The sequence below is a fragment of the Pedobacter quisquiliarum genome, from assembly GCF_014642175.1.
GTDB classification, from domain to species: domain Bacteria; phylum Bacteroidota; class Bacteroidia; order Sphingobacteriales; family Sphingobacteriaceae; genus Pedobacter; species Pedobacter quisquiliarum.
The window spans coordinates 24,505-38,495 of the sequence record NZ_BMIL01000002.1 but is presented as its reverse complement, the minus strand read 5'-3'; the positions used below and the strand labels follow the sequence as shown (position 1 = coordinate 38,495).

Here is a 13,991-nt window from a genome sequence, read left to right as displayed (position 1 = left end):
CAGGCTTAATAATAAACCCTATTCACAAATTAGCTTTGTGCTTTAGCTTCTTTCTTCAAGTCGTCATTTGCAACAATAACAATCTCAACCCTACGGTTGGTTGCTCTTCCTGCTTCCGTAGCGTTATCTCCGATAGGCTCAGAAAAACCTTTACCTACAGTTGATAACCTTGCAGAAGGTACACCCTGAGACACTGCATAAGCTTTTACAGCTGCTGCTCTTCGCTCAGATAAGCTCATGTTGTAAGTTTCCGCACCACGGCTGTCCGTATGACCAATTACTTTAATGTCTGTACCTGGATATTGATTTAAGGAAGCTGCAAGCTTCTTGATGTTATCTTTAGAAGCTTCTTTCAGGTTGCTGCTATCAAAGTCGAACAAAATACCGCTGTCGAATTTCACGATGATACCTTCACCTTCACGAATAACCTCTGCATTTGGTAGTGTCTGCTCAATCTCTGCAGCCTGTTTATCCATTCTTTTACCAATGAAACCACCAGCAGTACCACCAATAGCACCACCTAATACAGCACCAACAGCGGTATTACCTGCTTTTTTACCAATAATGGCTCCAATTACACCACCTGTAGCTGCACCAATACCTGCACCTTTTTGAGTTTTAGTTAAACTGTCGCATGCTTGGAATGACATTGCACCAATAGCCAGTGCTATACTTAATGTTGCTGTTTTAAATTTTGAGATAATCATAATGTATGTTTTGACATGGGCTAAATCAAACCTAATGCCAAGATATGCTTATTAGTTTTTATTGTTAACTAACAAGAATATTGCAGTATTGAGAATTAATGTGAGAAAACCTGTGTAGAAGAACTGTGCAAGTTGCCCTAATTTCTGAACACTTTATGCTGAAAAGTAAGCTTCAAGCTCCGTCAGCGTGTTTTCTGTGGTTTGAATATCCTTAATCACCTGTCCTTTTTCCAGCAGGATGATCCTGCCGCAAACGTCTGTGACGTGGTTCAGGTCGTGGCTGGAGATGATCGTGGTTACCTGATGCGTTGTCCTTAAGCTTCTTACCAGCGACTTCAGTCTGATCTGCGTTGTCGGGTCGAGGTTGGCGAAGGGTTCATCCAGGATCAGCAGTTCTGGGTTCTGCATCAGCGCTGCGGCAATACCCACCTTGTTCTGATTTCCCTTAGAGAAGTCACGAATGTACTTCCCGCTGTTCAGAATTTCACCATTAAAGAACTCCAGATAGCGCTGTAAATATTGTTCTACGTCCGTTCTTGTCATGTTGTGCAGACTGCCAATGAAGATGAAATACTCTTCCGGTGTCAGATAATCGATCAGGAAGTTCTCATCAAGGAAGGATGCCGTGTAGTTCTTCCATTCGTCTGTGCTGGCCACATTCTCATTTTTAGAAAATATACCACCCGCATCCGGCCGGATCAGGTCGAGCAGCATACGGAACAGCGTGGTCTTACCTGCGCCATTGTTGCCCACCAAACCGATGGTTTCCCCTTCATTAATCTGCAGTTCAGGAATGTTTACCACGGTACGTCCGGCGTAAACCTTCTTTAAGTCTTTAATTTCTACAATCATTATTTTTCTCTGAAGCCTTCGGCGATTTTATATTTCCTTTTATTAAATGCTTTAACCAGCACCTCTACCCAGAAACTTTGAGTCAGGAAGCCGATTAAGCCCACAATGCCCAATGCTGCCAATCCCCAGAACGGTCCGCCAATCATCTTGAAAGGTACATAGAACAGGTAAGGCAGTAAAAATATCGGTAAACTCATCAGCATGGAGGTGGCACCTACACCCTGCCAGTTGAAACTGGACCCGCTCGTCATGTCGATGGCCTTGTAGTTGAAGGTCGCCATGTACATCACCAGAATTGGCGCAATACCAAGGCTGAAGAAATAAGCGGCAAACTGCACCGCCAGAATCTTCCAGCTGATCAAACCATAAAGGCTCACCACCAGCGTCAACACCGTAGAAGCAATGTTAAACAGGAGCAGCTTCGCTTTAATGAAGTTCCGCACACTCACCTTATTGCTGAGCAGCCCATCGAATTCCGAGCTTTGCCACCCGAACATAAACTGCCCATACAGTAGCACCATATTGCCCGTCATGAATACCGCAGCAAAAAGCATCATGCCGAAGCTGTTCTCATCAAGCTCTTTCTGCTTGTAAAACAGCAATCCGTAGAAGATAAAGATCAATCCTTTAGAGACGGTCGACTTGCTTCGCTTGTTCCGAAGAATAAGCTTGATTTCCAATGCTGCAAGCTGCCCCGCAGCGCCAAAGCGATCCAGAAAGGGGTAGTCGGTGCTTGTTTTCCGCGCTTCACCAGCATGCAATTCTTCCATGTACAGGTTTTTGCGCAGGTAACTCGCATTCAAAACGAATACAGCAACTGCCGCCACGGTAAACACCAGTGAAATTAACGGCTGCTGCGCTATTGCAGAAAATACCTGGTTAGACACTGCCGCAATGGAGAAAACCTTGAAGTACTCCAGCAAGCCAAGTCCAATAAGCACCAGGAAGCCGGCAATGACAAACCGCGTATTCGATATGGAAAGTCGCTTTACATAAAGCGCCAGGTAGTTATTGAAAACAGAAAGTGAAACCACCGCAAGCAGATACATCCACCCGGCAAAACTGCCGTAAGTTTCCATTACATTCATAAAGATGAACGGAAAAAACAGGACCAGCGGAAAGATGTTAAAAGCCGAAAACAGCGCACGGATATTCAGAAAGTTTACTAGCTTACGCTTTGGAATCCGCAGGTGCAGGTAGGGTACAATGGCCAGCGTAGGTAACTCCTGGATCTGCATTCTGGAAAGAAACTCCAGTGCGAAATAGTACAGGATCAAGCCATTAAAAACTTCCATCACCGGGCGGCCTGGCATGAAATGCTGGATCAGATTGTCCATGAAAATGCCAAAGAAAAGCGCACAACCCAGAAGGTAGACGATAAGCAAACCCATAATGATCTGCACGGCTATGCTTGTACCTTTACCCCGGGCTCTGAAGAAGCCTTTCCACTGGTGACCTAAGAATGTGTTCAGCATATTTAGTAGTTATATTTTTTCTTCCAATTCTGTCGTAGTTTCTCGCGCAGCTTTTCCTCCGCCGGATTTTTACCAGGGTCATACAGCTTGGTGCCGCTGATCTGCTCGGGCAGATACTCCTGCTCAGAGAAGTTGCCTTCATAGCCATGTGAATACTGGTAATCCTTGCCATAGCCGATGTTCTTCATCAGCTTGGTGGGTGCGTTACGGATATGCAGCGGTACCGGTAAATCACCGGTTTCCCGCACCAGCTGCTGTGCTTTGTTGATCGCCTCATAGGCCGCATTGCTTTTCGCAGATGAAGCCATGTAGGTCACCGCTTGCGACAGGATGATCCTGGATTCCGGGAACCCAATCACATTCACCGCCTGAAAGCAGTTGTTCGCCAGCAGCAGTGCATTCGGATTGGCATTGCCGATATCTTCAGCAGCCAGAATAACCAGTCTCCGGGCAATAAAAAGTGGATCTTCACCACCTTCAATCATCCGGGCAAGCCAGTAAACGGCCGCATTCGGATCCGAGCCCCTGATGGATTTGATGAAAGCAGAAATGATGTCGTAGTGCTGCTCACCAGCCTTGTCGTACATGGCCAGGTTCTGCTGAGCATGTGCCAGCACGCTTTCATTCGTCAGCGCGATCGTGTCGCCACCAATCCCATTAATCGCGATCTCCAGCACGTTCAGCAGCTTCCTCGCATCCCCACCAGAAAGCCTGATTAAGGCTTCATGCTCCTTCAAGGTAATGTTCTTTTGCTTAAGCACCACATCCTCGCGGATAGCCGTTTCCAGTAATCCTTTCAGTTCCGCTTCATCAAGCGACTTCAGAATATACACCTGACTTCGTGAAAGCAATGCGGAGATGACTTCAAAGGAGGGGTTCTCCGTTGTGGCGCCAATCAGCGTCACCAATCCACGCTCAACAGCGCCAAGCAGGCTATCCTGCTGCGACTTGCTGAAGCGGTGAATCTCGTCAATAAATAAGATGGGTAAACCCAGCATACTGCCTTTCAGCGCTGTGGCTTTATCGATGACCTCCCGGATGTCTTTTACACCTGAGTTAATGGCACTCAGGTTAAAAAAAGGGCGGTCTAAAGTTTGCGAAATGATATATGCCAGGGTCGTTTTACCAACCCCTGGCGGGCCCCAAAAGATCATGGAGGGCAGTTGTCCGCTTTGGATTGCTTTTCTCAGCACCGCATCGGGGCCCACCAGGTGTTGCTGACCTACATATTCGTCCAGGTTCTGGGGGCGCATGCGCTCTGCTAAAGGAGCTAGGTTCGGCATAGTTTATTTCGCTTGCGGTTTCTTCTTAAAGAATTTACGCCTTGGCTTGTTGTTCGCTGGTTTCTCGGGCGTATCGCTTGCCGTTACCGGACCAAAATGCTCGGGCACCGGAATGCGGTTAATGGCTTTGTCAATCAGCTTCTCAATGTTCGCAAACTTGCGTTTGTCCTTCTCATTAACCAGCGTGATTGCTGTTCCGGTTGTTGCTGCACGGGCCGTACGACCAATCCTGTGGACATAATCTTCCGGATCATGCGGTACGTCGAAGTTAATCACCAGTGAAATACCTTCCACATCAATGCCCCTCGACAGCACGTCGGTTCCGATCAGTACCGGCACACGTTTGTTCTTAAACTCAGATAATATGGCTTCACGTTCCTTCTGATCCAGATCAGAATGGAAAGCTTCCGCTTTAAACTTCAATCCACGTAGTACCTTACCCAGGTTCTTCACCTTCTCCTTCGTCGAAGCGAAAATGAGCACACTCGGGTAAACTTCCGGGTTCATGATCTCTGTCAAAAGTTTTACCTTCTGGCTGTCATGAATGAAGTAAGCCTGTTGATTGATACCCGCTGCGGGCTGAGAGATTGCAATGCTGATCTGTTCCGGGTTCTGCAGTAGTTTCGCTGCCAGGGTCCTGATCTTTGGCGGCATGGTGGCCGAGAAAAGCACGGTTTGTCGTTTCTCAGGCAGGAAGCTGATGATCTTCATGATGTCATCATAAAAACCCATATCCAGCATCCGGTCAGCTTCATCCAGAATCAGGTGTTGCAACTGGTCCAGCTTCAGTAAACCTGAAGACAGGTGCGAGATCAGGCGGCCGGGTGTTGCAATGATAATGTCTACACCTTCACGCATCGAGCGCTTTTGTTGCTCGTAGGCAATGCCATCACCACCACCATAAACGGTCAGCGAGCTGATGTTCGTGAAGTAGGATAGCGCCTCCACCTGAAGGTCTATCTGCTGGGCGAGCTCCCTTGTAGGCGCCAGAATCAAGGTGTTGTTATGACGGTTTTCCTGAAGACTGATCTTGTTCATTACCGGCAGTAAATAGGCGCCGGTTTTACCTGTACCCGTTTGCGCGCAGGCAATCAGGTCTTTGTCTGCCAGAATTAAAGGAATGGCTTGTTCCTGTATAGGCGTGGCATTACGGAAGCCCATCGCCAATAAACCCTCTAATAGATCCGGGTTAAAATTAAAATCTTTAAAATCCAATATACTTATTTGTTATTACTCCTATAAAAGTAACCTTTATTAATTTAAAATCCAGATGTATCTTAAACTAGTTACCCAGTAGCAATAGCCTATTTTGATGCCTGATCAATCAATGCCTGAATCTTATTCCAGTCGTACATATGAAAGGTCATGCCGTTGCTCATGGCCACAAACATGCCGTTTGGAAACTGCGGACCCAGGTTCACATTGGTGACATCAGCACCATCACACTCTATTGTAGAAACTGGTATTTCTGCAAGCAGCGTATGCTTATTCGCTTCTGAAGCGCTGCCTTCACGGGCATAGACCATAAATGTGTTTTTCTGTTGATTGGAGATCAGCAGGTAGCCTGTAGTTGCAGTTTTCTTATAGATGGCGATACCTTCATGATCGGCTTTAAAGTCATTCTGTCCAAAGAAAGCCAGTTCTGTATTGTCATTCCGCTGCGGATCAGCGTAATACTTCCGGATGCCCGACTGTTCATCGGCATAGTAGATAAAGCCAAGTTCATTATCTACCGCAATGGCTTCAATCTCTTTTTTACCACTAAAGGTTCCAAACTTCCTAACGACCTTAGCTGTAATTGCCCCATTGGCGGCCTCCAGTTTATACTGCCAAAGGTAGCTGCCCGTAGGACCCGTTTTCCGGCCTACGACAACGAACATTTCCCGATCTGAAGGCCTGGTGTAAATGGATACCCCCATTGGATCACGTTCGGTTTCACCATCAAAAACAGTAATACCGCCATTGTCTATTGGTTTCAAATCCGGAAGTGAGAAGATCCGGATCTTATTTGTTTCTCTCTCTGTCGTGATCGCAAGGTCTACCAGACGGTCGCCGACTTTAAACTGGTAGGCGATATCAACATTATTTGGTCGCTTCAACGATTCAGATTTCCGGATGATCTCGCCCTTAAGGTTATACAGGTAGAGCCCTCCATCACTGTCTTTGTCTGTGCCTACAACCAAACTCTGTGTGGCATCCTCTGGGTTAATCCAGATCGCAGGATCGTCCGTATCATGTGGTGTAGGCTGTGTCACCACATTGGGCTTTAAAGCGCCTGGTTGAAGTTTAGCCAGTTTGCTCGTGCTGCAGGCACTTAGTGCCGCGGCTAAAGTCAGAAGAAGTATTCTCTTTTGCATATTTTGTGCTTTATAGCGCATGTACATCCAACGCGTGCATTGAATGGTTAATCAGGTTATCTTAGAAATCAAACTTTAGTCCCAGGTTATACCTTGCTTGGTAGTATTCCAGTTGCTTGGTTAACGCGGAAGTACCTTGATAGTAACGTAAAGGCTGGTTGGTTACATTGTTAGCCTCAGCAAAAATGCGGATGTGTTTCTGTATTTTGTATGAAGCATTTAGATCAAGGAAAAATTGCTTGTCATAATAGCTGTCATTGAATTCAGATGCGCCGAGTTCATCCAGATAGCTGGACGTGAAATTCGCGGATACCCTGGCAGAGAACTTCTTGTTTTCCCAGAACAGAGAGCCGTTAAGCATGTGCGGTGCCGTACCTGGCAAAACAACGTTCAACCGTTCTGTCCCTTCTTCATCAGCAATGCCTTTAGCTTTTGATTTGGTATAAGTATAGTTGGCATAGATGCCGAAGCCTTTTAAGAACTTGCCTGGAAGAAAATCCAATTGCCTTTGAAAGGCAAATTCAAACCCATAAACAGCTACATTGTCGCCATTTCTCGACTGGATAAAGGTCCATGTTTCATCTGCAGGAATTGGGTTGGCTTGTTCCGGGAAGTCTCCGCTAAAATTGGCCGAATTGTATTGGTTATTGCTGTAGGTGTAAATGAAATTGTTCAGGTTTTTATAAAACACACCTGCCGATACTAAACCTACCGATTTAAAGTAGTTCTCGGCCATAAGGTCAAAGTTGTACGCATAGGTGGCTTTAAGTGCGGGGTTACCGGCTGAGATTTCCGCATCTGCGGCATTGTTGTTCACAAATGGCGCAAGTGCATAATAGTCCGGGCGGGCCAGCGCAGTTGTAAATGCAGCCCTTAAGACCATATCGGTAGTGGCATCGTACTTAAAGGAAATGCTGGGCATTACGTTCGTATAGCTGTTCCTGGTGTTTATCTCACCTTCCAGTTCTGCTTCATCCAATACGCGGTTACCGGTATAGTCGATGTGGGTGTTCTCAAGCCTTGCACCAACAATCATAGACAGCTTATTGCTGAAATCCTGATCCCAGCGCAGGTAACCAGCATAGATTTGCTCCTTAGCGCGGTAGTTTGCAGAGAGAAACTCACTTGGATCCAACTCCGCAGTGTACTGTGCAGCGTTGTTCAGGTTGAGGTTGCCAAGGTAGTCTGCCGAAGCAAAAGCACCCGGTACAAACTGGTTTCCTGGATTAAAGCCATTGCCGCCATAGAAGCTTCCAGGTACTTCAGCAAGGTTCATACCCTCTGCTGCATCATAGGAATAGAAGATGTTGTTCCTGGATTTATCTTTAATACGGCTGCGCAAACCCGTTCTTAGGCGCCCTTTCTGACCATTAACGACTGAAAATGGAATCCTGATGTTCAGCCTTGCACCAAACTCGCTTTCTTCTGTATTGTCTCTATTTTCTGTAAGTTCAGAAAGTTCAAACTGGTTTAAGGAAGTAGGCGTACTTGAAATCAAAGGTTTCCGCATGTTCGTTAAATCTTCGGATAATGCGACGCCTTCCTGTTGAAATTCAATATAGCGTTCATTCGGCCGGAATTCTCTGGCCGTGGCGTAGTTAAACGACCAGTCCAGATCAAGCTTGGCATTCAGAAGGTGCTCACCACGCAAAGCATAGTTCTGTACACGCTGGTCTTCAAGCCTGCGACTTTTATTACGGTTGTTCGCAATACCACCTTTTGTCTCCCTTTTTATATCTCCGGTAAAGCCAGTAATGGTTTCTCCACTATAGGTCGGTTCAAGGTTGTCGTAAGTCGTTCTGAACCTATTCTCGCGGTCATCACGCCAGTTGTACATGGCATTAGCAAAAATGGAGTTGTTGTTGTCAAATTTATAGTCGAATGCCAGAGCGGCACTTCTGCGAATTCGTTGTACGTCATACTTCCGGATGTCCGATTCCTGAACGTAGGTGTTGTTAAATTCATCTTTCGCCCAAACGGCCTCAATGTTGTCAGAACCGAAGTCATTGTTGTTGTAAGAACCACTGGCCACTACACCAAGGCGGCTGTTCAGAAAACGATTTCCATAAACCAGACCTGCAGTGCTGTTTCCGCTCTTGCGTATCGGGCCATAGCCGCCGGCAAGTGTTGCAGAAATTCTTTCACCGTTAGGTGTGGCACGGGTAATCAGGTTTACAGAACCTCCAATAGCATCTGCATCCATGTCTGGTGTTAAGGTTTTATTCACCTCTATGGTAGCAATCATGTCAGATGGAATAAGGTCCATCTGTACGTTCCTGTTGTCGCCTTCGGCGGATGGTATACGGTCACCGTTCAAGGTTACGGAGTTTAATGCTGGTGCCAGTCCACGGATGATGATGTTACGTGCTTCGCCCTGGTCGTTCTGCATGGTGATGCCGGGAACACGTTTCAATGCGTCGCCAATGTTGGCGTCGGGGAAACGTCCAACCTGATCTGAAGAAATGACGTTGGAGATGTTGCGATTGGTCTTCTGCTGGTTCAGCGCTCTTGCCTGACCAAGGGCACGATCACCACGGATCACGACATTCTGCAGGTTTTCAGCACTACTACCCAAGGTAAGGTTTACGATGGTATTCTTGCCGGCTTCAACGGTTACAAGCTTTTGCTGAGCCGTATAGCCAATATACATTACTTCTATCTGGTAGCTCCCCGCCGGTACATTAAGAAACTCAAAATCGCCGATCTGGTCGGAAACGGTGTACCGGTTACCGGCATTTAGCAGCCTGATGGATGCGCCAGGCATTGAAATATTGCCTTCAGCGCTGGTCACCTTACCGGAGATTACACCGGTTTTTTGCGCCAGCGCATGAAGTCCGAGGCTTGAAAGTAGAATCAGCAAGAGTAGCTTTCTCATCATAGATTGTTGTTTGATGAGGCAAAACTATCAACAACCTATTATGTGGGTGTTAAGACAATATTATGAATTTACACAGAAGTAACCTGCAATTTACTTCATGGGTATTCTCCTTAATTATTTGCTCTTTATACGATTAGAAATACCCACAACCTCCTGCCTTACTACCTGTTGTTAATGTTTTGGAAACCAAGATTCTAAGTCGCTTGTTGAATTTTCCGTCAACCTATTTATAAACAAACAACCAAAAAATTAACTATGTTCTATCATGACAACAAGCTACAGTACAAGGTACGCGTAGAAAAACCGAATCCCGCATTTGCTAAACTCCTGCAACAGGCCATTGGCGGTATTGAGGGAGAGATCAGAGTATGTTTACAGTATCTTTTCCAGGCATGGGGAAACCGTGGTCCAAGTAAATACCGTGATATGTTGCTTGACACCGGGACGGAGGAGATGGCGCATATTGAGATGTTATGTACTGCGGTTGCGCTAAACCTTGAAGGTGCAACACATGAACTAAAAGATAAAATAGCAGGGGAGAACCCGATTGTGAGCAACATACTCGGTGGTATGGATCCCCGACATGTGATCTCATCCGGCCTGTCTGCAATGGCTGTTGATGCGAACGGTGTTCCATTTAACGGATCATGGGTTGTGGGTAGCGGCAACATCGCTGCGGATATGTACGCGAACGTTATGGCCGAATCTACGGGTCGTGTACTTGCCACCCGTTTGTACGGTTTAACAGATGATCCAGGGATGAAAGACATGCTTTCCTTCCTGATCACCCGGGATGCGATGCACCAGAACCAGTGGCTCGCCGTGCTGGAAGATTTGGGTGGTGTAAGTGCCAACCTGCCGATTCCAAATACCTTCCCAATGGCAGATCATGTAGAAGCGTTTGACTATGCTTTCGTATCAACCAATATTGAGAAACCAACGGTTGCACCTGATGCACGCTGGGCAAGCGGACCATCAATCGATGGAAAAGGCCAGTTCAGATATGTGCCTGCAGAACCGTTTGGTGATGAACCAAAACTAGGCCCGCCAGATGTGAAAGGCTTTGCCCAGGAGCAGCAGATGACTGGTATGGACAAAGGTATTATTGATAATATTAAAGACACATTACTGCCTTAAGCAAAATTGATTGCGTGTTAAGCCGTCCAGGGAAATCCTTGGCGGCTTTTTTGTTATTGAAATATTTTTTTACTTTGACACCCTAACTTCAGTACCAAATCATTGAGCAATATCAATCAAAGTGAGTTTACGTCTACTCACCAACACTCGAACAAGGAATTTGAACTCCTCTCCAAAGCGTTAGATGCCTCAATTTCCGGGGTTATCCTGACAGACAACCTTCAGCCCGACAATCCAATTGTCTATTGTAATGCCGCATTTGAAAGAATGACCGGCTATAGTCGTCCTGAAATTATAGGTCACAACTGCAGATTTCTGCAACGTGATGATCGCAACCAGGAGATGCGTTTTATATTAAAGGAAGCAATTCGCAATGGACAGGATTGCTGCGTGGAGATCCGAAACTACCGTAAGAATGGGGAGCTTTTCTGGAACGAACTGTATATGTCGGCCATTAAAGATGAAAATGGTGTCATCACCCATTTTGTTGGTGTGCAGAACGATGTTACGCGACGTAAAAAGGCTGAGCAGGAGCTCAAAATGCAGCAGGACGTTATGGAGAAGCGTATTGAAGAGCGTACGCAAATCTTAAAGGATAGCGAAGACTATCTCTCCAGCATCATCCAGACTGTGCGTGAAAGCTTAATCGTGCTCGATCCAAAATTCAACGTTTTAAGTACCAACGACCATTTCTTAAGAACATTCAAGGTAAATATGGAGGACACTGTCGGAAAACACCTCTATGAACTTGGTAATGGACAGTGGAACATTCCAAAGTTGAAAGAGCTGCTGGTAAGTATCCTTCCAACAAACAATCCCGTGGAGAACTTTGAAGTGGAACATGACTTTCCTTATATCGGCCGTAAATTGATGCTGCTCAATGCACATCGAATAGAGCTGCAGGGGCATTATAAGGACCGCATATTGCTGGCGATTGAAGACATCACCGACCGCAGGGAAATAGAAAGAAGAAAAGATGATTTTCTTTCCATTGCCAGTCACGAGCTAAAAACACCATTGACAACCATCAAAGGCTATGTACAGGTATTAGAACGCCTGGTGCCCGAAAATGCGAGCGATAAATACAAGTCTGTAATGACGAAAACGGCCAATCACATTGATCGCTTAAATAACTTAATCGCAGAATTGCTTGATGTTTCCAAGATCCAAACCGGTAATATTGAGGTACATAAATCAAACTTCAACTTTGACAAGATGGTTGCCGAGACGGTAGAAGCTATGGAGCTGGCGTCAGTAGGTCCGAAAATTGTTATCCGGGGCTCGATTGGCATGGACTATTATGGGGACGAATCGCACATTGTGCAGGTGGTTACCAATTTGCTCTCCAACGCTATTAAATACGCACCTGATTCCAGAGAAATTGTGATCCATTTATCATTGGTAAGTGATTACATCAAAGTGTCTGTTATGGATGCGGGCATGGGGATCAGCTATGAGGATCAGAAACGCATTTTTGAACGCTTCTTCCGCGTGGGTGAGATTCAGCAGCGCTACCCCGGCATGGGTATCGGATTATACTTATGTGACCAGATTGTTAAAAACCATGGAGGGACATTATGGGTAGACAGCGAAAAAGGAAAGGGTTCAACGTTTAGCTTTACGTTGCCATTAAACAAAGAGGGAAATGACGAATAAAACAATATTAGTGTGCGATGATAATGAAGGTATCCTGGACATGCTTGGTTTGATACTGGAAGATGCCGGATTTGATGTCATTCCTGAACAGAATAGCCTCAACATCTACAACCTGATCGAGAAGAAACAACCCGATCTGGTGCTGCTGGACCTTTGGATGCCGGTACTTTCAGGTGATCAGGTGTTGAAAGTGCTAAGGCAGAACACCAGGACCAAAGGCTTACCCGTAATTGTGATTTCTGCAAGCACTGACGGCAGTAAAATAGCACAGGATGCCGGTGCCACGGCTTTTATCGCAAAACCATTTGACGTAGATGATCTGGTTTCCAAGATCCAGACGCACTTAAGCTAAGCTAATTTTCTTTGGTCGAATACGTAGGTCTTAACCAGATACAGGATGGCCACTACTGGTGGAAACATGAAGATTGTGGCAATCCATAAGATTTGGGTGAAGCCTTGTTCCGCTTTAAGGGCTTTATAGCCGGCAAAAACAACGGTAGAGAATATTAGAAAAAACACTATACCGACTTCAGTTCCGGTGAGATTAATAAACGTTAACAGCATAACAGCGGTAATTTTCTTTTAAATATAGAAGAAAATACACAAACAAAGAAGGCCAGGTAAGACATACCTGGCCTTCTTTGTTTGCAGGACAGCTTGTGCAGTGGTTCTGCTCTAGTACGGGTATTGTTCGCCTTTCGTTCGGCTGGAACCGAAGCATAGGCGAAGGAAAGGCGAACGAAAGGCGAACAAGAGGCGGCTAATATGCGAAATTGCTGCTTGTCGGATCCGTCGATATTGTATGGTTGGGTTGAAACTACTTCTTGTTTTTATCGGCATAGCCGAACACCTTTTTCAGCAGGGTGGTTGACCTTGCATTGATGTTTTCGCGGATCTGTAGTTCTTCCTGTGCAACTTGTTTGAACATGCCGTCAATTGCCTTTTGGGTCACATAGGCATTAAGATCAGCAGTTACCGGTTTTACCAGAGGGATTTTATTGTAGCTATTGGCGGCTTCTGTCCAGTATTTCGTTGCGCCAACTTTATTCAGGCTGTTGCCAATGATTGGGCTGAACTTGCTCATCAGCTGCGCTGTGGTTACTCTTTTGAAGTATTCCGTAGCGGCATCCTGCTTACCCATCAGGATGTTTGTGGCATCCGTAATGGTCATTTGTCTAACCGCAGCAATAAAGATTGGCTTTGCTTCCTGCGCAGCATCTTCTGCAGCCCGGTTTAAGCTGGTGATTACGTTATCAGCAACGCTGCCCAGTCCTATGCCACGCAATGCATTTTCCACCTTTTGTGCCTCTGGTGGGAAAAGAATCTTCACGGCCATATTGCCCAGGAAGCCATCCTTCGCCGATAGCTTATCTGCACCATTAGACGTGCCGATTTCAAGTGCTTGCTTTATGCCTGAAGCAATTTCAAGCGTTGTAGGTGTACCAGTAGCACCCGCTTGTTTCAGAATATTGCCAAGCTGCGCCTGGGATTGTACATCGCAGCTGCTGATGAATAGAAAGCATGATGCAATGGTCAGCATCACTACATTTCTTAAAGATGATTTTGTCATGTGTGCAAAATTGCAAAATTCCAGCCAGTAATTTTTTGCGCTTCTTTATCGGTGATTCTCGTAAAAGGATTAGAAA

General features: G+C 45.9%; 12 protein-coding genes. 3 read left to right on the top strand and 9 right to left on the bottom strand.

Annotated features, from left to right (window positions below; genetic code table 11):
* Positions 1-29: 29 nt before the first annotated feature.
* From IEW69_RS02590 to IEW69_RS02560, 7 genes are all read right to left on the bottom strand, one after another.
* Positions 30-707: a YiaD family glycine zipper/OmpA-like lipoprotein gene (locus IEW69_RS02590; protein ID WP_188625272.1), complete on the bottom strand. Its 678-nt coding sequence runs from the start codon at positions 705-707 to the stop codon at positions 30-32.
* 153 nt (positions 708-860) lie between these two features.
* Positions 861-1,559 carry an ABC transporter ATP-binding protein gene (locus IEW69_RS02585; protein ID WP_188625271.1) on the bottom strand — a complete coding sequence of 233 codons (699 nt, stop codon included), beginning with the start codon at positions 1,557-1,559 and terminating at the stop codon, positions 861-863.
* Entirely contained in the window at positions 1,559-3,034 is a 1,476-nt protein-coding gene (locus IEW69_RS02580; protein ID WP_188625270.1) for a DUF5687 family protein, read from the bottom strand. The genes IEW69_RS02585 and IEW69_RS02580 overlap by 1 nt, the downstream gene beginning before the upstream one ends.
* Positions 3,035-3,036: 2 nt before the next feature.
* Complete coding sequence (locus tag IEW69_RS02575; RefSeq protein ID WP_188625269.1) at positions 3,037-4,317, bottom strand: replication-associated recombination protein A; 1,281 nt, start codon at positions 4,315-4,317, stop codon at positions 3,037-3,039.
* A gap of 3 nt (positions 4,318-4,320) precedes the next feature.
* Positions 4,321-5,532: a DEAD/DEAH box helicase gene (locus IEW69_RS02570; RefSeq protein WP_188625268.1), complete on the bottom strand. Its 1,212-nt coding sequence runs from the start codon at positions 5,530-5,532 to the stop codon at positions 4,321-4,323.
* An 89-nt stretch (positions 5,533-5,621) separates the two neighbouring features.
* Entirely contained in the window at positions 5,622-6,674 is a 1,053-nt protein-coding gene (locus IEW69_RS02565) for a phytase (protein ID WP_188625267.1), read from the bottom strand.
* A gap of 61 nt (positions 6,675-6,735) precedes the next feature.
* Positions 6,736-9,552 carry a TonB-dependent receptor gene (locus IEW69_RS02560; RefSeq protein WP_229663488.1) on the bottom strand — a complete coding sequence of 939 codons (2,817 nt, stop codon included), beginning with the start codon at positions 9,550-9,552 and terminating at the stop codon, positions 6,736-6,738.
* 255 nt (positions 9,553-9,807) lie between these two features.
* On the opposite strand from IEW69_RS02560, the gene IEW69_RS02555 reads away from it, so the two are divergent.
* The 3 genes from IEW69_RS02555 (at position 9,808) to IEW69_RS02545 (ending at position 12,697) form a co-directional block, all read left to right on the top strand.
* A complete protein-coding gene (locus IEW69_RS02555) occupies positions 9,808-10,689 on the top strand; it encodes a manganese catalase family protein (RefSeq protein ID WP_188625266.1) in 882 nt (293 codons plus the stop codon).
* A 102-nt stretch (positions 10,690-10,791) separates the two neighbouring features.
* The gene (locus IEW69_RS02550; RefSeq protein WP_229663487.1) at positions 10,792-12,345 is read left to right on the top strand and encodes a PAS domain-containing sensor histidine kinase; all 1,554 of its coding nucleotides are present in this window, start codon (positions 10,792-10,794) and stop codon (positions 12,343-12,345) included.
* A complete protein-coding gene (locus IEW69_RS02545; protein ID WP_188625265.1) occupies positions 12,335-12,697 on the top strand; it encodes a response regulator in 363 nt (120 codons plus the stop codon). The genes IEW69_RS02550 and IEW69_RS02545 overlap by 11 nt, the downstream gene beginning before the upstream one ends.
* On the opposite strand, the gene IEW69_RS02540 is transcribed toward IEW69_RS02545, so the two are convergent.
* On the bottom strand, positions 12,694-12,909 hold the full coding sequence (locus tag IEW69_RS02540) for a hypothetical protein (protein ID WP_188625264.1): 216 nt from the start codon (positions 12,907-12,909) through the stop codon (positions 12,694-12,696). The two genes, IEW69_RS02545 and IEW69_RS02540, sit on opposite strands and share 4 nt — an antisense overlap.
* 253 nt (positions 12,910-13,162) lie before the next feature.
* On the bottom strand, positions 13,163-13,915 hold the full coding sequence (locus IEW69_RS02535) for a DUF4197 domain-containing protein (RefSeq protein ID WP_188625263.1): 753 nt from the start codon (positions 13,913-13,915) through the stop codon (positions 13,163-13,165).
* Between the last annotated feature and the right edge of the window lie 76 nt (positions 13,916-13,991).

Excerpts from the sequence above, each read along its gene's own strand:
- IEW69_RS02590 (WP_188625272.1), bottom strand. The coding sequence starts at position 707 with ATGATTATCTCAAAATTTAAAACAGCAACATTAAGTATAGCACTGGCT.
- IEW69_RS02585 (WP_188625271.1), bottom strand. The coding sequence starts at position 1,559 with ATGATTGTAGAAATTAAAGACTTAAAGAAGGTTTACGCCGGACGTACC.
- IEW69_RS02580 (WP_188625270.1), bottom strand. The coding sequence starts at position 3,034 with ATGCTGAACACATTCTTAGGTCACCAGTGGAAAGGCTTCTTCAGAGCC.
- IEW69_RS02575 (WP_188625269.1), bottom strand. The coding sequence starts at position 4,317 with ATGCCGAACCTAGCTCCTTTAGCAGAGCGCATGCGCCCCCAGAACCTG.
- IEW69_RS02565 (WP_188625267.1), bottom strand. The coding sequence starts at position 6,674 with ATGCAAAAGAGAATACTTCTTCTGACTTTAGCCGCGGCACTAAGTGCC.
- IEW69_RS02560 (WP_229663488.1), bottom strand. The coding sequence starts at position 9,552 with ATGATGAGAAAGCTACTCTTGCTGATTCTACTTTCAAGCCTCGGACTT.
- IEW69_RS02555 (WP_188625266.1), top strand. The coding sequence starts at position 9,808 with ATGTTCTATCATGACAACAAGCTACAGTACAAGGTACGCGTAGAAAAA.
- IEW69_RS02545 (WP_188625265.1), top strand. The coding sequence starts at position 12,335 with ATGACGAATAAAACAATATTAGTGTGCGATGATAATGAAGGTATCCTG.
- IEW69_RS02540 (WP_188625264.1), bottom strand. The coding sequence starts at position 12,909 with ATGCTGTTAACGTTTATTAATCTCACCGGAACTGAAGTCGGTATAGTG.
- IEW69_RS02535 (WP_188625263.1), bottom strand. The coding sequence starts at position 13,915 with ATGACAAAATCATCTTTAAGAAATGTAGTGATGCTGACCATTGCATCA.